This is a genomic window from Streptacidiphilus pinicola (genome assembly GCF_003258295.1).
Classification (GTDB): Bacteria; Actinomycetota; Actinomycetes; order Streptomycetales; family Streptomycetaceae; genus Streptacidiphilus; species Streptacidiphilus pinicola.
The window spans coordinates 1-22276 of sequence record NZ_QKYN01000081.1; the positions used below are offsets into that span (position 1 = coordinate 1).

Below are 22276 nucleotides of genomic sequence, written 5' to 3' on the forward strand. Positions count from 1 at the left end.
CCTTTCCGGTCAGAGCACTAGCGCCGCGCGATCACGCGGTCGGGAATGCGGCAGCGGCCTCGGCGGCGAACTGCTTCGCGTGGCGGAGGACCTCGGCTGTGCGCTCCGTGTCGCCGGCTTCACGAGAGTGGTCAAGAGCCTCCACCAGCAAACGGGCGCTTGCTGCGTAGTCGTTCGCGTCGCGCCGGACCTGCGCGAGCTCGTGCAGACTGCGCGAGGCGCCGACCGGCTCGCGGTAGGTCCGATAGGTATCGCTCACGAGTGTCAGCAGGCGGGTCGCGTCCTCCAGATCGCCCTGCCCCCAGCGAACGAGCCCGAGGTCGTGCCGTGAGAGGGTGAGCCCGTGTGGTTCGCTGAGCTCCTCATACAGGACCAACGAAGCCTCGAGTCGCTTCGCGGCATCGTCCAGCTTGCCCATGCGCCGCAGGGCGCGCCCGAGGCAGCTGAGCGCATTGGCCTCTCCGACGCGGCTGCCCAGTTCCTCGTAGAGGCCCAGAACCTCTTCCAGCAATTGCACGGACTCCTCGAAGTCACCCCGGAGGTCGGCTACTCGGCCCAGGTCCCACAGTCCGTTCGCAATGCCCTGCCGGTCGCCGATGCGCCGGTAGTGGAGGAGTGCCTGCCGACCGTGCTCGGCCGCGCTGTCGAGCTCGCCACGCATCCGCAATGAGCGCCCTAGGGCCCACAGCGCATTGGCTTCGCCTCGTATGCTGCCCAGCTCGCGGTAGATCGCAAGCGCCTGCTGGTGAAGCGCTGCAGCAGCCTCGTGGTCGTTGCCCATGTGGCTGGCGCGTCCGAGCTCCCACAGGGAGTCAGCCTCGCCGAAGCGGTCCCCCCGGTCCCGGTACAGAGGAAGTGCCTGCTCGTGCAGTTCCCGTGCGGTCCTGACAGCGCCCTGGGTGAGCCGGGTTCGGCCCAGTTCCGTCAATGCTCTGGCTTCCGCCTCGATGTCTCCACCCGTGCGTGCACGCTCCAGGGCCTGCTGGTGGAGGGCCGCAGCCTGAGGCCAGTGGCCCTCACGGAGTGCGAAGGCGCCGACGGCCGTCGAGAACCCGGCGACAGCGTCCGCCCGACCGCGCATCGTCTTGGTGTCGTTGGCGCAGGCCCAGAGGTTCGCCCACTCTGCTCGCCACCAGAACTGAGCTGATTCGGCGTCGTGCAGGTCAGGTATGGGCAGCGGCTCCGGCGCGGGCGGGAGACATGGTTCCGGGACGTTCCGGCGGGTCAGCACCCGGTCGGCCACCTGGGCTGCGTAGAGGTAGTAGTCAACGAGACGTGCGCGTGCCGGCTCCGCTTCGGTGCCCGGCTTCTCGTCGAGGGACGTCGCGAGGGAACGAGCAAAGAGGCGCGCCAGGTCGTGAAAGCGGTATCGACCGACAGAGGGCTGTTGCAGCAAGTTGTGGTCGAGCAGCGACTCCAGTTGGTACCGCGCGTTGCGGATGTCGTCGCCGAGCAGCCACGACACGGCGGTCGCGTCGAAATCCGGCCCCGGGATCAGGCCAAGCAACCTGAAGAGCCGCTGCTCCGACGCGGGCAAGGCCGACAAGGAGGAGGCGAACACCATGTCAATGGTGGCCGCGCGCCCGGCCTCGTCCCGCAGTTCCGCGACGATCTCCTCGATCTGCAATGAACGGTGGTTGCGCAGCCGGGACGCGGCGACACGGAGCGCCAGCGGAATCGAGCCGCACAACGCGGCAAGCTCGGTAACAGCTGGTGAGTTCAGCGGGATTCGGTCCGGTCCGGCCACGGCATACAGCAGCGCCCGGGCTTCTGCGTCGGGGAGGGGCTCCAGTGTGCGCAGATGGGCATCGTCCAGCCCGGACAGCCGACGCCGGCTGGTTACCAGCACCAGGCTGCCGGCCTTGCCCGGCAGTAGAGGTCGGATCTCGGCCAAGCCGGCGGCGTTGTCGAGCACCAATAGCGTGCGCGTGCCGGCCAACCTGTCCTGGAACGCCGCCGCCCGTTCCTCCGGATCGCGGGGTATCAGTGCCGGGGCCACCCCGAGCGACCGCAGCAACTGGCCGAGCGCCTCCGCCACCGCCAGGGGTTCGACGCCTGGAGTGTGGCCGTGCAGGTCGATGTAGAGCTGACCGTCAGGGAACTCACCCTTGAGTTCGTGGGCGGCATGGACGGCGAGCGCTGACTTGCCGACTCCCCCCATGCCATCGATGCCGACGATCAGGGCCATCCCGGAGTCCGAGCCGTCAGCGGCGCGACGGCCCAGTTGCAACAACCAGCTCAGTTCCTCGGTCCGACCAGTGAACACGCGGGTGTCGACCGGTAGTCGGCCCGACCGGCCCGAAGACACCGCAATCGGCCGACGAGTGGTTCGAACACGGGGGTGGGCAGGTGCCGCAGCATTCTCGGCCGGGGGTGCCGACGGTGGTACCACCGAGGCGGGGGCGTCTTCGCCGGCCGACAGCGTCAGCGAGCCAACAGGCTGGTAGCCGTCACGCAAGATGTCGAGGTAGGCCCGCTGTACGGCCGGTGTCGGCTCGATGCCGAGTTCGTCGCTCAGCCGCTGCCGCAGCCGTTGGTAGGTATCCAGAGCATCCGCCCGGCGACCGCTCCGGTGCAGGGCGAGCATGAGTTGACGCTGGAGTTCCTCCCGGAACGGGTGCAGTTCAACCCAGTGGGCAAGTTCGCCGACCAGCCCCTGATGCCGCCCAAGGGTGATCTCCGCATCGAAGCGCCACTCCAGCAGCTCCAGGCGCGCGATCTGCAGTCCCTCGATCGCCTGCTCGGACCAGGCGCCTACGGGGATATCCTCGAGCGGATCTCCCCGCCACAGCGCCAGAGCCCCTGTGGCCTCGTCCACGACACCGGCCCAGTCCCCGGCCAGGCGTGCCGCCCTGGCCCGCTTACTACCTGCGGCGAACTCCTCGATGTCAAGCTCACCCGGCTCCAGCTGGATCAGGTATCCGGAGTCGCTCGACCGCACCCGCAGTCGCCCTCGTTCGCCGAGATGCCGACGCAGTGCTGCGACATTGTTGCGAAGCGACGCGCGGGCACTCGTCGGCGGTTCGTCGCTCCACAGGGCTGAGTAGAGGGCGTCGCTCGAGACCGTGCGGTTGGCATTGAGCAGCAGGACCGCAAGGACCGTCCGCACCTTGACAGACGAGACCAAGGCGGGCGCCCCCTCCTCAATCCGGAGAGGCCCCAGGAGCCTGAACATCATCGTTTGATGCTACCAAACGCGCCTCGCGTGCCCGCAGGTCAGCAGCCCAGCGGCGGGGCAGGCAGCCTGCACGACCCGACCCAGATACGGCGCGAAGCCTGCGACTACGCGGCAGGCGGAAACCTCCTCGGCCAGGCCCTTGTCTTCTATCGTGAGGCCGGAGACGACGTGCGTGCCGAGGAGGTTCTGACGCATCCAAGACAGTTCGCCGCGGAGGTAGCCTCGGCCTTTCCGACGGAGAAGTCGTGAGCGCTGCACTCAGTCCCGCCGCCTGAGTCGTTGACGCAGGTGCGCCTGCGCAGTTCCTCGAACGAGGGCCTCGACGCGTCGTTCATGCGTGCGATCCATGCCGATGAACCGGTTGTGGTGCATATGCAGGAGGCTCCTGATGGCTGCCTTTCCCCCTGCATCGTCGCGGTAGGCAGTCAGGAGCTTCCCTCGTCTGTCCCACACCGGTGTCAAGACAGTGCCGGCTTCAATCATCATCTCCCCCGGTTCCCCGGTCTTGCCCAATAGGGAGAGAAGGGCCTGTCGTTCCGGTCTGAGGCTCCTGTGGAGACTCTCGTCCGGAGCGTACTGCTCCATGCACCATGAAGCCCACGAGCCACCGGGGCAGGATCGACGCGCGATGTCGACGTAGTTCATGGCAACGAGGAGCGAGCGGTCCACCCGAAGCATGCCTTGGCGCATCATCGCCAACTGCGAGAGGGTGGCGACGCTGTCCGCGTGGAACACTCGCTCAGCCGCGCCCATCAAATCCACCCCGCCGTACCGTCCGGTCTCGGGCTCGTAGGTGTCGAGTACGAATCTAGCCGCAAGGCGCAGGTCGGTAAGCTCGGATGCCCATTCCTTCAATTCCGGAAGCAATACTTGGTGGAGCAGCTCCGGGTCGCCGTGGAATCGCAGGCGCAGGTGCGGGTCCGGATCCCGATAACGAATGAAGAACCATCGGTCGACTCCGCGAGGAAGGCGATCGGCAAACTGGCCGAGTTGAACGGAGAGAAGGTCATCCTGCATGCTCTGCGGCGCATACAGCTTTGCGTAGAGCCACTCCCCACCCGGGAGATAGCGGGTGCCCGAAGACCAACTCATACTCGCGACGGGCCGCCTTCGGACGCTCGTCGACTGCGCGGCTCCGTGGGTCGCCAGCGGGATCACTACCTCACTCGCGTACTGGCCGTTGGCATGAAGTCCACCGTCCACCCCTGCCGCGCCCTCGGACGTCTCGCACAAGATGGCCCGCGAGTGCCTCCGCACTTCCTCTCGGAGCAGCCGAACATGCAGGGCGACACTCAGATCCAGTTCCATGACCTGATCATCGACTCCGGCCAGAACCCGCCCGGGGACACGCCAGCGCTTCTGCCATTCCTGAAGCTGCTCATGCCACTGAGAATCAGTCAGCACCTCGTCCTTGAAGAAATCCTCGTCCGTTCGCCACTGGGCCGGCGCCAGAACCGTACGGCCATACCGGACACGGGGCAGGTACGGCGCGGACCTCGCGGATCCCCAGTCCCAGGAACTGCCCGGGCCGCTACCTGAGAGGCCTATCTCCCGCAGGAGTCTGGCCGCGTGCGGCATGTTGGTGCGGTTTTGCAGGTGCACGGTGGTGGGCCTGACCTCCTTCCCAAGACGCCTGGACATCACGAACAGTCGTTCACTGTCCGCGCCAATCGCCAGGTCGTGCAGCGCAAGAATGCGAGGGTCCCTGGCATCCGCGAAACACCCGATCGCGATCCTGTAGGGAAGATCGTCCGGAACTGCCATCAGACTCTCCGTACGCGGACGGGGTGACCGATAGGCAAGAGTGGCGCGCAGGGCGTCGCTTCCCGCGTTCCACTGAAAATGACGATCAAGCGACCCTGCGGCACCATCTTCTGCACCAACGATGTGGACGAAGCGTCCGGCCGCCGCCCCGGCAAGCGGAGAGGTCATGCGGGGATTGAGCACAAGGCGGAACTCTCCGTCGGCGGCACCGTCGCCGGGCACCGCAACGACGGTACCGAAGAGTTCCATCGACGGAGGCAGCACTGCTGCGGGCGAAAGTGCAAGCGCCTCAACGTCCCGATCCTCGAGGATGACCTCCGGGCTGCCCGACCTCAGGGCGGACATGGCCATGCGAAGCAAAACCGTCTCTCGGACCGACGTCGCCTCCGTCGGTACGCTTTGCCCACCGCGCACGTCGGCCAGGCGACCGGGAGCCCACTTGTACCCCTGTGGAGCCCCGAGTCCCGCTACAGGGTCGAGCACGTCCGTGACTGGCACTAGGTCAGCCCCGTAGCGCTCAAGGAAGGCCTGGTGATAGCTGCGAAGCGAGGGCAGCACCTCCTTCGGAGGCGACATGCGGCACAGCACCGATGCCGCCCGTTCCGCCTCCGCAGCCACACCTGCGGGCAGATGCGCCTCGTCAGCCAAGCCCACATCGACACGAACCGAGTGCGGCGTTGGCTCCAGCACGCTCATCTGAGCCTTGAGCCCAGCAAGTTGGCGGCGGCCAGCGCCCAGAGGAGAAGCGGCATAGCTGTCCAGCTCCCGCTGAACCTGTTCCAGCCGCGCCAGAACGCCTCCGGCAGACGCCACACCGACGCGACCCAGGACCCCAATGATGTGCTCGAGCGGCTTCGTCTCGTCAGGCTGGGGTTGCAGCTCGGTGAGCAGGAACTGTCCCTCCACAAGCTGCCGGAGAATACTTGAGACGGTTGCCGATGATGCTGAAGGGAAAGTGCTCTGAACGCACTGTGCCAGGTCACGGAAGAGAAGCGGGCTGCGGGCGCTCACCAGGGCATGGCGTACAGCCGGCGTAAGCCGTACTGATGACTCTGTAATCCAGGGCCGGCCCTCGGGGCTGCCGCGTCGACTCTGCACCCTGTACGGCATGACCCACCGATGACCCCGTTGGTACCCGAGATTGCTCGTCACCACGCGCAGTTCTTGAAGGATCGGCAGGTCCATCTCGCAGTCGCGCACCACGTTCGTGAGCCACTCCGTATCGGGCTTGACGACCCGGAACGCACCTTCGGGAGAGGGCGGGCTGCTCGGCTCTTCCGAGAAGCGGGCAACGGTGACCCCACTGAACAACCCAAACGGGGTGGCACGCGTGGTCATCCGCAGCACATAGCGGGACGCCGACAACACAAGACTCCGCAGCTTGGGCACCGAGACGCGATCGCCGGCAAGCGCGACATCGAACGCGCGACCGAGCGACGGGCTGGCCAAATCGACTGCCTCCCGGAGGAGGGGATCTGAAGTGAGAGCTGCGAGATAGGCGAGCATGGACGGCTCGTCGGTCAGGTCAACCGGCTTCTCCGTGTCGACGGTGCGGTTCCTCGGCAACAAGGCAACGCGCAGCAACCCATGTCCGGCAGTGAACATCGGTTGTTCGCTCATCAGATCCGGACCTTTCGCGAGTCGGCGTTGCCATCAGTCAGAGCAACACCCCCCTCCGGCAACAGCCGCCAGACGAGTTCGTCTCCGCGCAGCCTCGGCAGCCTGTGCGAAACGAAGACAAGGGTCTTCTCCGGTGACCACGCCCGCAGGTTTTCGTAGATCTGCTGTTCCAGCTCCAGCGGGACGGCATTCAGGCCCTCGTCGATCACCAGCAGCGGCGGGTTGACGAGGACAGCACGGGCGAGCGAGAGCCGCTGCCGCTGGCCACTCGACAGGAGTGCTCCGTCTTCGCCCACCGGCGTGTCCAGCCCCTCCGGCAGCCCTTGGACGAAGTCGTCCAGGCAGGCCAGGGCCAGGGCACTCCAGAGTTCCGCGTCGGACACACTGCCGCGGGCGAGCCTGAGGTTCTCTCCGATCGACGAATTGATCAGCGCAGGATCCTGCGAGACCAGCACGGCGAACTCGGCCGAAGCGGCGTACGTCTTGCCGTGACATCCGACCCGCACGTCTCCGACGAGTGGCTTGATCAGTCCGCTCACCAATAGCGCCAGAGTACTCTTACCGACTCCGGAGTCCCCGACCACGAACAACGTGGAGCCTCCCGGCACTTCAACGCTGAGCGCATCAATCACAGGGGTGCTGCTGTCCGGGTATCGGTACGAGACACCCTCCAGCGAAACCGCGTCCAGGGCCGACACCGCCCGTTTCGTGGTCACCGGGACTGGCCTGGACCGGTTGGCACCGTCGAGGTACCCGAAGATCCGCGCGAAGGGGCCGGCGGTCATCTGGATATCGGAAGCGGTCTGCAGAAGCTGCTGCACGGGCATCGAGATCCGGGACTGCAGGACGGTCAGGGCTATCACGGAGCCGATCGACAGCCCCGGCAGTACCGTTCCAGCGGCCCAGTACGCGAAGACCGGTATGGCACCGAGGGCGATGTTGATGACCGCCAGGCTCGTGCGTCCTGCGAGTCGCAGCGCCACCGTCTGCTCGCGAACATCCTCGGACAAGGCCTCGAAGCGCTCACGCTGCCACGCTTCGCGAGCCATGGTCCGCCCGAGGAGGGCACCGGACAAGGATACGTTCTCCGCGGCTGTCTGGAGGAGGGCCGCCAATCGGCCGTGCTGAGCACGCGAGAGCATCGCGCGCCTGCGTGCGTAGCGGTTGTTGAGGACGTTGAGGAGGATGGAGAGCACAACCGAGAAGACCGTGATCTGCCAGCTCATAGTGATCATGGCTATCGTCGAGGCCACCAGCGTCGTGCCCGCGGTCACACACGCCTGGACCGCGAAAGTGAGAACGTCACTCACGGCTCCGATGTCATTGGAGAGGAGTGCCTGAACGTCCGAAACAGGGCCCCGACTCAGGTCTTCGACAGAACGTTGCTGTGCCGCGTCATGCACCTCCATGCGCAGGGCATGCACCAACTCCTGTCCCAGGCGCTGGTTCAGCACGGCCTGGCCGATCAGTAGGAGGCCGCCGGCGACCACGGCAAACAACATGATTCCGCACAGCAGCGACAGCTCGAGGGGGTGGTGCTTGACCAGCGCCGTGTCGATGATCCGCTGCAACAGCAACGGGTTGGCCACGCCAAGCACGACGCCAAGAAGCGCCAGAAGCAAGGACAGCAGCAGACGCCGTCGCTGTGGCCGGAACCGTGCAGCGAGCCGTCGCCACGGTACCGAAACCGCTGTCGGCGACTCAGAATCCGGCCCCCGCCGTCCGAGCCGTCGCCGTACCACCCTCATGAAGACCTCCACTGGTCGGAATCTCGCCCACTACTTCTGGAAGAATCCGGCGATCGATGCCCTGCAGTTCTCCCCGGCCTGAAGGTCGACCTTCTTGATCGCGTGACGGGCCTGGGAGGAGATGACGACCAAGCGGTTCGGCATCGGAGTCACGTACTGACCCCATCCGGCGTTCGCCGCGGAACCGCCTTCCGCCGCTGCGGACTCGACCAGCAACTCCGCACCCCATGAGTCACGCCACTCCGGGTGGACGTACGCGACGAAGGAGCCGGTTCGATCCCGGCTGTCCCTGTGCCAGCTGAGCCCGGATCCCATGGGGTACATGAACGGCGTGGCCGAAAAGCACGTCCAATCGGTTCCCTTACGCCCGACCCACGGCTCGAAAGTCCCCGCTGCGCCTTCGATGGCCTCAACCACCGCATCGATCGGCCGCCCACTCGGATAAAGCGGAACGTCGCCACCGCTGCTGCGCGGTGCATTGAAGATCGGTTTACCGGCCAGCGGTTCACCATCGAGGGGGCGGAAAACGCGGACCGCTGCGCGCGACTTGACGTACTGCATCGGCTCCTCGCGGAACCCGTTCCATACCTGGTCGAGGGCGTCTCGGGAGAGGAAATCGTCAAAGACCGCGAAAAGTTCGTTCTGAAATGTCGCCTTCACAACCGCACCTATCCTCTACTCTGACGTCGGGTCCTCGAGCGACCGCAGGAGCGCCTGCGCCACTCGATCTGTGAAACGGAGGACCCCTGAATTGGTTCTCACCCTCGGCAGTCCGGGGGGCACGACCACCGAGGTATTCCCCCCCACGACGTGCCGGGTGAGGATGTACTCCCCAGTGGCCGACAAGGGGTTGCCGTCACCGTTCGTGGTCAGGTACTGAAGCCCTGCTCTTCCTGTGCTGCCGGTTCGCCAGAAACTGCGGTCGATTATCTCGCCGCGCTCCCACATCCTCGAACGCAGGGAGTCGTCAGCATTTTCGACGCCGGGAGCGGGAATCCTTGATTCAACGGCGTGGAGGAAGCCAAAGGATCTCCCCAGCGCCGATGGAGTGAGACGGAATGGCATTCCGGCTTCCGGCACGAATTCGAAGGCGTCGGACGGACCGAGGAAGGTCAGAACACCTGCACGACACAGGGCGATGAGCTGTTCCAGGCGCGGCCAAGGTGGCCCACCCGCCATGATCTGTCGCTTGTGCCGCAAATCCTGCAGGCTACGGACCAACGGCGCGGCCTCGCCCTGACTCTGAAGGTAATGCCGGCGCAGGACGGCTTCGGATCGGGACAGGGCCCGGAGCATGGCGCGTTGCGGACTGGAGGCCGGACTGAGCACCCTTTTGATCGATCCGCTGATGTAGTCGATCATCCAATCCTGCAGCGCAGCTGTGCTCTCGAACGACTGGCCCGCCATCGGCTTGTCGAAGCTCCGTGGCGTAAAAGGCTCGTCGTTCACCCGGGGGCATGTCGGCGTATCAGGGAGCTCCCCTGTCTCGCGCATCTGCAGCAGGTAGGAGTCGGCCTGGCTCTGCCATGCTGACTCGGACGCGCCTGCGAGGGAACTGATCTCCCGAAGGTATGAGAGCTCGATCTCCGCGACGATAAGGAGAGTCAGCCTCTCGAAAGCCGTTGCCGGCTCTCCCAAAGCCGCACGCACCGCTTTATCGGTCACAGCCATGTTGTCCGGCAACAGCGGTGGACGATCGAATTTGTAGACCGGTACCGGCCCCAAGGGGACACCGCTTCGCGATGTCGCGAACAACCGCGGCTCTCTCCCGGACGGGGCGTAAGTCAATCGACCTTCCGGGGTTCGAACGAACTTTCCCCCGCGTCCGACGGTAAGAACCTGGACCTGGTCAATGAACGACAGACCCAGCCCACGCAGGAGCAGGCTCGCCCCGGCCCGCACATGATCGAAGGACTCGTCGACCACGTGCCTCGGGTGGACATAGGAGGCGCCCAGGTTGCTGGCCTGCGCACACATCGCCAACTCGTTCCCGTCAGGAAGCACGGGAAGGTTTCCCTGCGCCAGCACCACGCGATCGCATTCCAAGGGCGACTTGCGACCACTCAGCCAGACGTGCTCTGGCCTACCGGGAGAATGGCCGCGGGTGATATCCAGAACCTTTGCACGATGCTCAATGACACGGACCCAGTCAGGAGCCGTCTGCGCAGCCCGCGCCCTGAACCAGGTGATGTACTCGCCCATGAGGAATCGCGCGGGCCACCTGTCCCGCTTCGACACCCTGGACTTCTCGCGTGCCTGGTCGGAAGCTCGGTCGGCCTCCCTGCTGGCCTCTATCCACTGCCACAGAGTAGGGCCAGGATTGATCGGACCATCACATTCAACGGTTTCGTCTGTGAAAAGACCGACGCTGTCAGGGAGTGTGTTCATCCAGAGATTGCGGTCCTGGCTGGACCGCCAGATGCTGCCACCCTCCACGACATACGGATCCACAATGTGGATATCCAAGCGCTTCCCGGTCCAGTCGCGTCGGACGGCTGCACCGGAACAGATCCGCTCGAGGACGGACGAGCCCATGGGGCCTGCCCCCACAATGCAGATAACGGTGGCTTCAGACACTGCCTGCTACCTTGGCAGGAAAGAATATTGCACGCGCCTGGTCGACTTCGCTAATCAACTCCGACAGGGCCGGGAAGTTCGCGTCGTGCTCGATGATCACTGCGGATGGCCTGGTTCGCCGCGCCACCTCCACGGAAAGGTCCCAAACCTGCTGCTCGATCGCTTCGGAGTGGCTGTCGATCAGCTTTCCCGTCGGACTGACGGTGCCACCGGCCAGATGGATCTGGGCAACCCGGTCGAGGGGGAGCCGGTCGAGATAACAAACCACGTCGAAGCCGTGGTTCGCCGAATTAATATAGAGGTTTGCGACGTCCAAGAGGATGAGACAGCCTGTAGCCCGAGCAAGGTCGGCCAGGAACTCGGCGCCGGCGATCGGGTCGCGCGAGAGACCGACGCTGAATGTGATGTTCTCCAGTGCGAGCGGGACGCCGAGATCCTCCTGGACTCTCAGGACGTTCCGTGTGCAGCAGCGCAGACTCTCGTCGTCGATCGGGACGGGACAAAGATGTCCGGAGTCGAGTCCGGGCACTCGGGTGAGGGCCAAATGCTCACTCACGTACGTGGCCTCCGTCAGGTCCACGAGGTTCCGCAGATCCCGCAGGTGCCTCGTGCTCACGCCGCCTGCGGAGGCCACGGACAGCCCGACGCCGTGAAGGACGGTTCGATGCGTCTCGCAGACACGCGACAGCTCCTTCTCGTTTCCGAACCACTGCTCTGCGAGAAGCTCCACCACGTCAAGGGCGTCGGCATGGCTGTCGATCTCTTGAGCCAGCGGGATCCGGTACCCGATCCCCACTCCATAGGCCGGGATGACAGGGGTTTGCTGACTCATCTTCAGTCCAAATCGTTCGGGTCGACTGCCGCGGAACGGCTCCGTAGCGCACTGAGCTTCCAGACGCCGCAAGCTCGACAGGCCTCACATCCGCCGGCGGCCGACGGCTCGCTGTGATGCAGTTGCACGCTGACGTCCACCATGTCTTCCTCCTGCATCCCTTGTCCTTTCCACACCCTCAGTCCCGAGGCGGTCCGATGTAGGCGCTGTCGATGACCTCCGAGTCCGACAGCTTGACGAGAGTCCTTCGGATGTTGACTGGCGAGAGACCTGTCGCGCCCGCGATCCTCTCTGCGACGGTCGGCTCCTGAATCGATTCGAGAATCTGCAGAGTCGAATCGGGAACCCGTAGCACCCTCGGCATCACGCCATTGGCCCGGGCACTCACGACCACCCCTTGTGGCATCTCCGGAGAGTCAATCGGCGAAGAGCCGGAAACGACACCGACAACATCGTGCGAGAATCTCGCGAAAGCAGTCCGCCGAGGGACCCAGACCAACGAATCCCAAGCGAACTCCGAGTGCAGCCCGCTCTGCCCGGGAGTCACCTCGCTGCGGTCCACGGGGAGTCCATGACCGATAACGCGCGCCCGGCCGAGCATCAGCTCGAACTCCGCTACATCCGCGAGGCTTCCCGGGATCTCCGGATCGAAATCTGCACAGTCTCGCAGGAACGCGACAAGGTCGAGGCTCTGCGACTCGCTTGGCGCGCCCGGGCGCATCGGATATCGCTCCGCGAATTCAGCGACAAGTCCGGGATCGTTATTCTCTATCCACTCGCAGGCTTTGGGAGTCCTGGGTTTCATGAGCCGCCAACGTTTTCCCACCAACGTGGTGGCGAAGTCGTCGAGTTCGTCCGGGGAGAGAGCCGACACCATCCCGGCATGCGTGCCGTCCAGCCCCATCCGCTCCGCGAAGAGGGCAGGGTCGCTCCTATGGGCGAGTCGGTATCCCTTGTCGAGATAAAGTTTCAGCAAGACGGTCTGAGCTTGTGCCAGGGACATTTAAGTCAAGGCCCTTCAGGGTATGCGAAGGCGGGGTTGGCCCGCACATGTCGTGCGAGAACGAGCCAAGACCCCGCCTCCGCCTACATACCGGAATTCAGTGGGGCGAATCATTCATCACCCGGAGCAGGGGCGACCGCAGCCGTTAGAGGTCTCACCACTGCAGACGGGGTAGAGCTCGGCCGTGTCGATATTCCACTCGTCGATGAACTCGGAGTCGAGGTCGTCGACGGCGGGGACGGCCAGCTCTTCCAGCATGATGGTCATGATTCCTCTTGAGACGAGGCATCAAGTTCCAAGCGACTCCGCCCCTGGAACTTCTGTGGAATGACGCTTCGTTCAGCCGGAGCAGGGGCGGCCGCCAACCCCGCTGCAGAGGCCGCTGCATCCACCGCAGCCGGGGTAGGTGTGGTCCAGCACCTCGAGCTCGGCCGTGTCGATGTTCCACTCGTCGATGAACTCGGAGTCGAGGTCGTCGACGGCGGGGACGGCCAGCTCTTCGAGCATGATGGTCATGATTCCTCCTGAGACGAGGCATCCAGCATTTGTTGGATGCATCAGGTTTCTGACTTTCAGAGAGCGCCGGCTGCTCTACAACTCATTCATCGACTGGCGAACGGAGCCACCGCCGGCGAATGGATGTCGCCTTCTCGACTCGCCCCGCGCCCAGCCGTTGGGCCGATCTTGTCGGCGACCGATAATCAGGCGCTAACAGCCACGCAATCTCGCCATAATTGATCCGCTCGGATCGCAGTGGTCCGCCTTAACGGCCGCATGGTGGCTCACGTCGCCCACGACCTGGGCATCCTCAAGGACACCCTTCGGCTCTGGGCCCGTCAGGCCGAGACCGAACCACCACAAATGACCCAGAGCGTCGCATAAGTAACGGGGTTGAAGCTCGGACGAAATGGCTCGAACTGCCCCCTATTGCATGGGAGCACTCGGCGAGAGATCTGACAGTCAAGGGGTCGCAGGTTCAAATCCTGTCGTCCCGACCGCGTTTTCGCAGGTCGTAGGCCGTGTCCACCGAGAGGTGGGGACGGCCTTTCATTGTGCTCGCACCCGGTGGTCGCAGTGCGGTCGCAGCATCGAATGAAGCGCGACAACGGGCGCCAGGACGGCACGCTCGGCCCGGTCCAGGGTGTTGTCGATGGTGTCGAGGCGGCCTGGGCCGTGAGGTGGGCGTAGATGTTCGCGGTCGTGGACAGGGTGGCATGGCGCAGGATCTTGGACACCACGGTGAGCGGTACGCCGTTGGTGACCGGCTCCCGGAGGACGTGGGGCACCGGGAAGTGGCGGCTGGCCCTGGACGTGATCGACCAACTGAACGGGTGGGGCCAGACGCCGCCGGTACTGGCGGCCGACGAAGGCTACGGCCAGAACGCGGAGTTCCGCGCGGGATTGGCCGACTGGGACCTGGCCCATGTGGTCTCGGTCCGCGGTGACCTGACCGCGCACCCCGAGACTTTCGAACCCTCCGCCCCGCCCTGGAAGGGCAACGGATGCAGGCCGCAGCCCCGCTACCGCGAGACCCCGCAGCGAATCACAGCGCTGGCCCACGCGGGGGACGTGGGGCGCTCACCGAGGTGACCTGGTGTCCGGGCTCACGCGGGCCGATGCGTTCACGCTTCCTGGCGCTGCGGGTCTGCCCGGCCGCGAAGCGAGTCAGGCTCCTGACCCGGCAGGCCGCCGTCGAGCGCGACGGCAATGGGGACGGGGTGCTGCCCGTGCAATGGCTGCTGGTCGAGTGGCCCGACCAGGCCGAGCAGGTGCGGCTGGCGAAGATCCGCTGGCGGATCGAGCACGACTATCGCGAGCTCAAACACGGCCTGGGTCCGGACCACTTCGAAGGACGCGCCTGGCGCGGATGCACCACCACGTCACGCTCGCCACCGCCGCCCACGCCTTCCTCACCTTGCACCGGCTGCACCCAAAAGCCCCGACGCCGGCCTGACGTTCTACCAGGTCCTGGACATCATCCAGGACCTGCTGAACTGCTGGACCGGCATCTGCGCCACCTGCCACCGCCTCCTGCCCATGCAACGCAGACACCCAGTCACAACAAGATCCAAACAGACCTGACGGAGTCCTACTAGCTGGCCGAACAGTTCGATGCCTCCCCCTTTAGAGCTTCCGCACGACGGCGCCCAGGACGAGGTCGAGAGGAACGCTGCCCCACTGCTTCGAATCCTCGCTGTGCGGATGTTCGCCCAGCACGACGACCTCGCCGGGCGCAACGATCGACCCGCCCGGCATGCTGTTCAAGCGGACGACGGATGCAGGGACTGGTTCGCCGGCGACGGCCGCGACGCGTTTGATGAACCAGTTGCGGCCCCCCGGCTGCGGGCCGGCCCCGGTCGCCTCTCCCTGGGTCGCCGAGTCCGGATGTTCGAGGACCACGACCTCGCCGGTGCAGAGCCGGGTCGGGTCTCCGCGCCGTATCAGGACCCTCTCGCCGTGCACAAAGGACGGACTCATACTCATGCCCTGCACGGTGATGACCACGAGCCGACGGCGGAGCCGCCGGAGCCCGAGGAGAAGACATCCAGCGACCACAAGAGCCATCCCGACCGCCAGAAGCGTGGTCATCGGCGCGCCTCCGCCACGGAGGGAGCGGTGTCCGGCTCCAGATATCCGTTTGCCTGGATTGAGAACAGCCGCGCATAGCGGCCGCCCAGGGCCATCAGCTCCGCATGCGTGCCGCGCTCGGAGATGCGGCCCTCGTCGAGGACCACGATCAGATCGGCATCGCGCACCGTGTTCAAACGGTGGGAGATCAGGATGCTGGTGGATCCGTCCCGCATGCCGCGCAACTTCTTGTGGACCTCCTGCTCCGCCTCCGCATCCAGTCCCGCTCCGGGCTCGTCGAGGATCAACAGATCACGACCGCGGCGCAGGAGCCCGCGCGCCAAGGCGACGCGCTGCCACTGACCACCCGACAGCCGCACGCCAACATCCGGATCACCCGGCGCGACGCCGGGGAAGAACACGCGGGACAGCATGGTGTCGTAGCCGCGAGGCAGTGCCGCCAACCGGTCGTGGATCTCCGCCTGCTGGGCGGCCCTCTCGATCTCCGGACGCTGCTCGATCACCGCCAGGTCCCCGAGGCCGATGTTCTCCGCCGCCGTCAGGTCGTACTCCATGTAGTCCTGAAAAACGGCACTCATGTGATCCCGCAGTTCCGTGACGTCCAGACGGCGGTAATCGACGCCGTCCCACCTGATCTCGCCCCGCGAAGGGTCGTAGAACCGGCACAGCAGCTTCACCAGGGTGCTCTTGCCAGCCCCGTTCTCGCCGACGATCGCAACAGAGGCGCCCCTGGGCACCTCCAGGTCGACGCCGCGGAGGACCCACGGGCCGTTCTCGTGATACCGGAACCACACATCACGCAGGCTCACGGTGTCGGCCAACGGTGCGACCGGGACCGGCTCGACGGCCCGGGGCAGATCCGACGGTGTCTCGACGACGCTGATGTAGTGACCGAAGACCAGCAGGGACTGGTACGCGTCGGCGAGGCTCGAGGCCGTGCCGGCCAGCGCGCTCTGCACTCCGGCCGTGGATGCCACGAAGACGGAGATGTCACCGAGGCTCAGTCTCCCAGTCGCTGCCTGCGACACCGCCCAGGCCAGACCGACACCGCTGACCACCGCGCCGATCAACGCGAGCGGGAACTGTACGCGCAGCTGGGCTCTGTCCACTTCCCGGGCGGCGTTGTTGGCCTGCCCGAGATGACGCATCATTCGCCCCCGCAGGAAGTCGCCCAGCCCGAACAGGCGGATCTCCTGCACAGCATGCTGATCGGTCATCAACATCGCGTAGGCGAGCTGGCGACGCGACGTCCCTGTGGTCGACCACATCATTGCGGCCCGTCGCCGACTGGTCCGGATCTGGGAGATCATGCCCGGAACGGCCGCAGCGGCCACCACCAGAGCCATCCAGGGACTGATCACCACCAGCGTGCCCACCAGACCCGTGATCGTCACCAGGCTCTGGACGGTGCGGAACGAGTTGGTCAGCACGCGCTCCGGTGCAGCCACCCCCGCCTGCTGGGCAAGGCGCAGGCGGTCCAGGAACTCGGGGTTCTCGAACCTCGCCAGCCCGTCGAACGTATTGACGACACCGAAGAGTTCGTCGCTGACGCGCGCCATGACCGTACGTTGCAGCTGAGTCTGCGCATACGACGCGTAGGAGGGCAGCACGGCAGCGAGGATGCCCGCTGCCCCGATCCCGGCCGCCAAGCCCACCGCGCCGGCCCCGGAGTTCGAGGCTCCCCCGGCCGCCAGCGTGTCGAGCAGCAGCTTGGTGAGCCAGGCAACCGCGGTGGGGACCACACCCGCCATGACAGTGGCGGCGAGGTAGCCCGTCGCCAACCAAGGCGCCGCGCGCCAGGCGAGCGACACGGCCGTGAAGCCACGGAAGGCAAGCTCCCGTACGCCGGTACCGTCGGGCTCGGCCTGGGAAGGCGTTGAAGCGCCGGAGAGTGCAGGGCGGATGACCGTCATCAGACGCCGACTGTCTGGGGAAGCTCCGCGAATCCGGACAGGTGGACGAGCACGCCCTCCGTGTCGACCAGTGCATAGACCGGATAGACATGGACGCCGAAGGCCGAGGAAACCGTCCCCCCGGTCGGCTCGCTCACCACCCGGCTGACGCTTGCGATCTCCCGGATCTGGTCCTGCTTTCGTGAGGCGTCGCCGACGACGACCGAGACCATCTGCTCCGGGGGGAGGCCACAGGAGCGGGCGTACGCCAGGAATCGGTCGAGGTTCATCCAGCAAGCGCGGCAGTCGACGCTGAAGAAGGCGAACAGGGTCGTCCCATTCTGCGGCGTGTTCTTCACCTCGCCGTCGCTCAGGTCGCGAACGGAGAAGGCCGGCACCACGGTTCCAACCTGCACGTCGGCCGAGGGCCCCGGCGCGGGAGCCAGGTTCGGCGCGGAGGCGAACGATGCCTCCGACTGGGCCTTGAGTCGTCTGATCACCGCGAGGGTCAACGCGAGATTGAGAAGAGTGACGGCCCCGAGAAGAACGAGCGCGGCAACGACGAAGGGCATGGTGCAGACCTGCTTTCCAACTTGCTGGGGGCGTCGCCCCGGTGACTCAACGGGGGTCGAACAGTTCGGCGAGTTCGTCGGTGAACCGGACCAGCAGCACGACGACGGCCGCAGCTCCGAGTGAGACGGCAATGCCACCGGCCGCCAGGGTCCCGTGCTGTGGGCCGAGGATGCCGACCACTGCTGCGAATACCAGGAACACGTCCCGAACGATGTGCCGCAGACCGACCGGGGCCACGGAGACGCCGAAGCAAGGACACGGGATGTTCAGTCCACGGACCACCGCCTGGGCGATCGCGCCGGTGAAGGCGAGCAGGAGTGCCGCGGACAGCAGAAAGCCGATCGAGAGTGTCGCGGGAACGCAGAGCAACCCCGCGGCGACGATTTCGGCTGCAAGAAAGACGTATGCGGCCGGCCTCACCAGTGCGGCCGGGAGCAGCCTGAATGTGCCCACAGCCGAAACGAATTGTCCGGGCCGACGGGTCTTACCGGCGGCCGAAAGCACGAAAACCGAAACCAGAATGCAACGACAAGCCAGAACAAGGTAGAACACCGCCTGCCTCCGAGTGAGGGAATTGCCCTGCCTCGGGTGTCGAAACACCCGAGGCAGGACGAACGGACATGTCACATACAGGGCCAGGTGGTCCGGTACTGCGCACCGCACACGTACTTGCACGCGCCTGTGTAGTAGCAGTACTGGGCGTCGAAGTAGCCCGTGGCAGGGTTGCACGAGTAGTTGGTCTGGCCGTCAGGGGCGCAGCCTCCGCTGGCCGCAGCGCCCGGCACCAGCCGAGCCAGCATCTTGTCGCCCAACTTGATCAGGGATGCAGTCACTTGATGCTCCTTCAATCGGTCTGATCGAACGTGGACGGAGATGACCGACTGGAGACTCTCAGTCGGCATCGGCTCCTCGCGGAACCCGCCCTATACCCGGCCGAGGGCGTCTCGGGAGAGGACTCGCCCCGCGCCCTGGCCGTTGGGACGATCTTGTCGGCGACCAATAATCACGCGCTAACAGCCACGCAATCTCGCCATAATTGATCCGCTCGGATCGCAGTGGTCCGCCCTGCCGGCCGCATGGTGGCTCACGTCACCCGCGACCTGGGCATTTACAAGGACACCCTTCGGCTCTGGGTCCGTCAGGCCGAGGCCGAACCAGGTGAGCATCACGATCACCTCACCATCGACGAAACCGCAGCAGTTCGCATCCTGCCAGCACAAACTGACCCAGAGCGGCACATCGGTAACGGGGTTGAAGCCCGTCCGAAGGGGCTCGAACTGCCCCCTATTGAGTGGGAGCACTCGGCCAGCGATACCGAACTGGGCCAAGGAAAGGGAGACCTGACTGGGGATCAAAAGGTCGCAGGTTCAAATCCTGTCGTCCCGACCAGCGTTTTCGCAAGTCGGAGGCCGTTTCCACCGAGAGGTGGGAGCGGCCTTCTCGTTGTCTTCGCGCCTGGTGGTCGCAGTGTGGTCGCAGCCCGCGGCGGCGGCACGGTGTGGGTGCCGAAATCCCTGTCCGTTCAGGTCAAGCGACATGCTCGTACTCGTGGAGGACGCCGAGTCGGTCGCGTTGGCGTATGTCCAGGCGCTCGACCTGGGGCGGTTCGAGCCGTGCGGGGAGGGCCGGCGCCGGCCAACGCCCGGCGGGAACGGTGCTGGTTGTAGATCCGCAGAACGCGACGCAGGTGGGCCTCGATGCAAATGAGGGTCCGGTCGAGGAGTTCGCCCCGGAGCGTCCTGACCCAGCGTTCCGTGATCGCGTTTGTGCGTGGCACCTGGACGCCCGTCAGCACAGTGGCATTCCCGGCGCTTTGAAGAACCGGATCCATGATGGCCGGGTACTTGGCGTCACGGACGCGGATCAGCAACCGTACTGTGGCGAGCTGGCCGGTGTCCTCGAGATCCATCAGGAGGTTCCGCGTTGGCTGGGTGACCCAGGCATGGGTCGGATGGGCGATGGTGCCGAGGATCCGGATCCTGCGGCAGGCGTGGTGGATGACGGCGAGGACGTACTGACACTGCCCGGAGGTGATCACTCTTGGGGGTGACGCGAGCGGCTGCAAGCACGGCTAAGCGCGCGGTCCGCGCTGAATCGCGGCCTCGGTGAGCACAGCCGCGCCGCACTTGCTCGCCTCCACGGTGGGCTCGTTGACCTTGCACCAGTTGAACAACTGGATCACGCAGTCCTGGGTGGCTGCAGTGTCCGGCTGGCTGACGCAGGCGGGTACGGCCGTGGTCTTCGTCTGGGCGTGGGTGTGCCGGCTGCTCAGCGCGATGACGATGGCTAGGACCAGGCCGAGCACGAGCACGGCGCCGAGACGGGCGAAGCGGTTGGTCGCGAGATTGTGCAGGAGCAGATACATCGGATCCCCCGGTGAAGGCCCAGGTCAGGCAGGTGGCCGAGCGATCATACGGGCTCGAACGGCGGCGACCGCAAGGCGGTATTCCGTTTGATCCGGGCTGCCCGAAAGGTCGGGGCTGTTACCACCAGCACCTGCGGTGAGCCGCACTGCCTCAGGCGGCAGTGCCTACCCCTTGGGCTTTCGGGCCCAGGCGAGCCACTCCCACAGTTGCTGGCAGGCGTCGGCCTCGTCGTCGAAGCGGGCCTCGGGGTGCCGGATGCCGCGCTCGGTGTAGAAGACGTGCCAGCCGTCGCCGTCGGGCCACATGGCCCAGGTGCAGTCGGTGAGGGGCCGGTCGTAGCGGTTGTAGTAGCCGCGCGGTACCCCAGCTTCGTCGAAGGCCTGACAAAGCTCGGCACTCACTCGGAGTCCGCGGGCGGCTCGGTGAAGCTGGCAGGCATCTGGCGGTCAGCGTTCATACGCAGGACGGTACGCCGAAGGCCCTGCCCGTGATGGGCAGGGCCTCCTGGTAGTTCTGGCCGCCTTGGTGCCAGCCGCGGACGATGTTCGTGGCCTGCGGACCCTTCTGGCCCTGCTCGACGTCGAAGGTCACCCGCTCGCCCTCCTGCAGCTCCTTGAAGCCGTTGCCGGTGACCTTGCCCCGACGTACCTGCCTATCGGAGTGACCGGTCGGGCTGCCCCCTGACCGGCTCCTCACATCTGCTTAACGAAGCCTCGCACCGTCGTGGTAGACGACACTGAAGCCGTGGCCGAGAGACGGGAGCGCGGCAGCGAGAGCCTACTTCAGCCTCTCGCCGCCCTGGGCCACCGAGTTGCGGGCTCATGCTGCCTTGAGGCGCGCCCTTACGCGGCCGCGCACCGGCAGGCGAAGTAGTTCCGGCAGCGCAGTCCCGTCGGCTGCCCACCGATTGAGGGCCGCGCGGTCGACCCAGTGCACGCCGTGCTTGTCACCCCACGCCTTGGCATCCCGGGTGAAGGAGCCGTTGGTGACAACGACCGCTACAGCGGCCCCGTGGACAGGACCGGCCGTGCCATTCACGGTGTACATCACCTGGGCGCCGACCTTGCCACCGACCTTGGTGTGTTTGGCCTGCAGCACGATGCGTCCGCGCAGAGGGTCCTGGCCGATCACGTCCGCGCCCTGGTCGCCCTGCTGCCCGACCTGGCGGGCCGGGATCCCGTCGCGGATGAGCAGGTCCCGCAGAGCGAACTCGAACTGCTTGTCGTCCATCGCGTCGATCTGCGCCAGGCTGAACCGAAGCAACGCCAGCCTTTCGCGCTGGCCGGCCCGCTTCGCGCGCCCCACCCGCCACCCGACGACCGCACCCACCACCGCCAGGGCAGCCACGGCTGCGAGCACGGGAAGCGCATACGTCGCGAACCACCGTGCTGCGTCGACCAGCCACGAGAGGGCGGTCAGCGCGATGGCGGCCGAGGCGATGAACTCCGGCAACCTGCGGGGCGGTCGCACGCGGAAGCGACGTGATCGCCGGCCCATCAGTGGTTGGCCGCCACGCTGGCCGTGGACGAGGGGTGAGTGGGAGCCGTTCCGGTCGACGCGCTGCTCGTGCCGTGCCCCCACAGCCACACGGCACCGACCACGACCGCGGCGACCACCCAGCCGCTGGTCTTCCTCATCCGCGGGCGCGGGTTGCGGCGGATGTGCCCACGAACGTGGTGGTATCCCTCGGGTGCCATGAGTGTTCCCCTCCCTCGACGGCAGATCTGCCCGTCGCAGAGCTGCTTCTGGGAACCGGTGTAGCAAGGGCCACCGACAGGACCTGATGATCCGTCGCTTCCCCGGCATCCTTGTCGGCGTCAATCAGCCAAGCCACCCAGTCCTTCAGCCGACACAGGACCAGCACCGCCGTATGCAAGGCGCCGGCCTGCGAATACGCTCGGACAGCCGCCAGCAGTCCCAGCCTCACGACCCGGGATCAAGCGAGCACTACTGCCTCCGCGAGGTGGCACAAAGAGGACACTGCCTAACTGATGTTGCCCCGGGGGCAACCTCCTCGGCAGTCGAAATGGCGCGTTCATGGCGGTGCCGCCCGGCGGAGGCTCGCCTGGACCGCTCCCGTGCGCCTGCTGGCAACGACAGCCCCAACTGCCTTACCCGCGTCGACATTTCTGGC

General features: G+C 65.9%; 19 protein-coding genes and 2 pseudogenes. 2 read left to right on the top strand and 19 right to left on the bottom strand.

From position 1 onward, the window contains the following. Positions 1–31: 31 nt before the first annotated feature. The 9 genes from DN069_RS20810 to DN069_RS40165 all read right to left on the bottom strand — a co-directional run bounded on the left by DN069_RS20810 (position 32) and on the right by DN069_RS40165 (position 13238). Complete coding sequence (locus DN069_RS20810) at positions 32–3178, bottom strand: AfsR/SARP family transcriptional regulator (protein ID WP_111502998.1); 3147 nt, start codon at positions 3176–3178, stop codon at positions 32–34. Positions 3179–3436: 258 nt separating this feature from the next. After that, complete coding sequence (locus DN069_RS20820) at positions 3437–6562, bottom strand: lantibiotic dehydratase (RefSeq protein ID WP_111503002.1); 3126 nt, start codon at positions 6560–6562, stop codon at positions 3437–3439. Beyond that, positions 6562–8184, bottom strand: a complete 1623-nt coding sequence (locus DN069_RS20825; RefSeq protein ID WP_165845573.1) for an ABC transporter ATP-binding protein — start codon at positions 8182–8184, stop codon at positions 6562–6564. The genes DN069_RS20820 and DN069_RS20825 overlap by 1 nt, the downstream gene beginning before the upstream one ends. Positions 8185–8340: 156 nt before the next feature. After that, positions 8341–8970, bottom strand: coding sequence for a 2OG-Fe(II) oxygenase (locus DN069_RS20830; RefSeq protein ID WP_111503006.1), 630 nt, complete (start codon positions 8968–8970; stop codon positions 8341–8343). A gap of 15 nt (positions 8971–8985) precedes the next feature. Further along, complete coding sequence (locus tag DN069_RS20835; RefSeq protein WP_111503008.1) at positions 8986–10887, bottom strand: FAD/NAD(P)-binding protein; 1902 nt, start codon at positions 10885–10887, stop codon at positions 8986–8988. Beyond that, on the bottom strand, positions 10880–11719 hold the full coding sequence (locus tag DN069_RS20840; protein WP_111503010.1) for an MbnB/TglH/ChrH family RiPP precursor modification enzyme: 840 nt from the start codon (positions 11717–11719) through the stop codon (positions 10880–10882). The genes DN069_RS20835 and DN069_RS20840 overlap by 8 nt, the downstream gene beginning before the upstream one ends. Before the next feature lie 178 nt (positions 11720–11897). Next, the gene (locus tag DN069_RS20845) at positions 11898–12722 is read right to left on the bottom strand and encodes a hypothetical protein (protein ID WP_111503012.1); all 825 of its coding nucleotides are present in this window, start codon (positions 12720–12722) and stop codon (positions 11898–11900) included. A gap of 117 nt (positions 12723–12839) precedes the next feature. Then, positions 12840–12989 (bottom strand): hypothetical protein, encoded by a 150-nt coding sequence (locus tag DN069_RS40160; RefSeq protein WP_165845574.1) that lies wholly within the window; start codon positions 12987–12989, stop codon positions 12840–12842. A gap of 72 nt (positions 12990–13061) precedes the next feature. Next, positions 13062–13238: a hypothetical protein gene (locus DN069_RS40165; protein WP_165845575.1), complete on the bottom strand. Its 177-nt coding sequence runs from the start codon at positions 13236–13238 to the stop codon at positions 13062–13064. Positions 13239–13987: 749 nt separating this feature from the next. On the opposite strand from DN069_RS40165, the pseudogene DN069_RS41740 reads away from it, so the two are divergent. After that, positions 13988–14676: pseudogene (locus DN069_RS41740) on the top strand (IS701 family transposase); the annotation flags it as partial. 170 nt (positions 14677–14846) lie between these two features. Here the strand turns inward: DN069_RS41740 and DN069_RS20860 are convergent. From DN069_RS20860 to DN069_RS40175, 5 genes are all read right to left on the bottom strand, one after another. Continuing rightward, entirely contained in the window at positions 14847–15311 is a 465-nt protein-coding gene (locus DN069_RS20860) for a S26 family signal peptidase (protein WP_111503018.1), read from the bottom strand. Beyond that, positions 15308–17224 carry an ABC transporter ATP-binding protein gene (locus DN069_RS20865; RefSeq protein WP_111503020.1) on the bottom strand — a complete coding sequence of 639 codons (1917 nt, stop codon included), beginning with the start codon at positions 17222–17224 and terminating at the stop codon, positions 15308–15310. Before DN069_RS20865 ends, DN069_RS20860 begins: the two co-directional genes overlap by 4 nt. Further along, positions 17224–17775, bottom strand: a complete 552-nt coding sequence (locus DN069_RS20870; RefSeq protein WP_111503022.1) for a TlpA family protein disulfide reductase — start codon at positions 17773–17775, stop codon at positions 17224–17226. Before DN069_RS20870 ends, DN069_RS20865 begins: the two co-directional genes overlap by 1 nt. Positions 17776–17821: 46 nt before the next feature. Next, positions 17822–18328, bottom strand: coding sequence for a MauE/DoxX family redox-associated membrane protein (locus tag DN069_RS20875; protein WP_165845578.1), 507 nt, complete (start codon positions 18326–18328; stop codon positions 17822–17824). Positions 18329–18399: 71 nt separating this feature from the next. Further along, positions 18400–18609 carry a hypothetical protein gene (locus DN069_RS40175; RefSeq protein WP_165845579.1) on the bottom strand — a complete coding sequence of 70 codons (210 nt, stop codon included), beginning with the start codon at positions 18607–18609 and terminating at the stop codon, positions 18400–18402. 746 nt (positions 18610–19355) lie between these two features. Here DN069_RS40175 and DN069_RS40180 point away from each other — a divergent pair. Beyond that, a complete protein-coding gene (locus tag DN069_RS40180) occupies positions 19356–19826 on the top strand; it encodes a hypothetical protein (RefSeq protein ID WP_165845580.1) in 471 nt (156 codons plus the stop codon). A 21-nt stretch (positions 19827–19847) separates the two neighbouring features. Here the strand turns inward: DN069_RS40180 and DN069_RS20890 are convergent, their stop codons facing one another. The 5 genes and pseudogenes from DN069_RS20890 to DN069_RS20910 form a co-directional block, all read right to left on the bottom strand. Further along, positions 19848–20141 carry a hypothetical protein gene (locus DN069_RS20890; protein WP_111503028.1) on the bottom strand — a complete coding sequence of 98 codons (294 nt, stop codon included), beginning with the start codon at positions 20139–20141 and terminating at the stop codon, positions 19848–19850. 165 nt (positions 20142–20306) lie between these two features. Then, positions 20307–20543 carry a hypothetical protein gene (locus tag DN069_RS20895; protein ID WP_111503030.1) on the bottom strand — a complete coding sequence of 79 codons (237 nt, stop codon included), beginning with the start codon at positions 20541–20543 and terminating at the stop codon, positions 20307–20309. Between the two features lie 136 nt (positions 20544–20679). Next, positions 20680–20838 (bottom strand): annotated as a pseudogene (locus tag DN069_RS42880) (cold shock domain-containing protein); the annotation flags it as partial. Positions 20839–20961: 123 nt separating this feature from the next. Beyond that, on the bottom strand, positions 20962–21639 hold the full coding sequence (locus DN069_RS20905; protein ID WP_111503034.1) for a restriction endonuclease: 678 nt from the start codon (positions 21637–21639) through the stop codon (positions 20962–20964). Then, entirely contained in the window at positions 21639–21839 is a 201-nt protein-coding gene (locus DN069_RS20910) for a hypothetical protein (RefSeq protein WP_111503036.1), read from the bottom strand. The genes DN069_RS20905 and DN069_RS20910 overlap by 1 nt, the downstream gene beginning before the upstream one ends. Positions 21840–22276: the final 437 nt, after the last annotated feature.

Excerpts from the sequence above, each read along its gene's own strand:
- DN069_RS20810 (WP_111502998.1), bottom strand. The coding sequence starts at position 3,178 with ATGATGTTCAGGCTCCTGGGGCCTCTCCGGATTGAGGAGGGGGCGCCC.
- DN069_RS20820 (WP_111503002.1), bottom strand. The coding sequence starts at position 6,562 with ATGAGCGAACAACCGATGTTCACTGCCGGACATGGGTTGCTGCGCGTT.
- DN069_RS20840 (WP_111503010.1), bottom strand. The coding sequence starts at position 11,719 with ATGAGTCAGCAAACCCCTGTCATCCCGGCCTATGGAGTGGGGATCGGG.
- DN069_RS20845 (WP_111503012.1), bottom strand. The coding sequence starts at position 12,722 with ATGTCCCTGGCACAAGCTCAGACCGTCTTGCTGAAACTTTATCTCGAC.
- DN069_RS40160 (WP_165845574.1), bottom strand. The coding sequence starts at position 12,989 with ATGACCATCATGCTGGAAGAGCTGGCCGTCCCCGCCGTCGACGACCTC.
- DN069_RS40165 (WP_165845575.1), bottom strand. The coding sequence starts at position 13,238 with ATGACCATCATGCTCGAAGAGCTGGCCGTCCCCGCCGTCGACGACCTC.
- DN069_RS20860 (WP_111503018.1), bottom strand. The coding sequence starts at position 15,311 with ATGACCACGCTTCTGGCGGTCGGGATGGCTCTTGTGGTCGCTGGATGT.
- DN069_RS20865 (WP_111503020.1), bottom strand. The coding sequence starts at position 17,224 with ATGACGGTCATCCGCCCTGCACTCTCCGGCGCTTCAACGCCTTCCCAG.
- DN069_RS20870 (WP_111503022.1), bottom strand. The coding sequence starts at position 17,775 with ATGCCCTTCGTCGTTGCCGCGCTCGTTCTTCTCGGGGCCGTCACTCTT.
- DN069_RS40180 (WP_165845580.1), top strand. The coding sequence starts at position 19,356 with ATGTCCAGGCGCTCGACCTGGGGCGGTTCGAGCCGTGCGGGGAGGGCC.
- DN069_RS20890 (WP_111503028.1), bottom strand. The coding sequence starts at position 20,141 with ATGTATCTGCTCCTGCACAATCTCGCGACCAACCGCTTCGCCCGTCTC.
- DN069_RS20905 (WP_111503034.1), bottom strand. The coding sequence starts at position 21,639 with ATGGGCCGGCGATCACGTCGCTTCCGCGTGCGACCGCCCCGCAGGTTG.
- DN069_RS20910 (WP_111503036.1), bottom strand. The coding sequence starts at position 21,839 with ATGGCACCCGAGGGATACCACCACGTTCGTGGGCACATCCGCCGCAAC.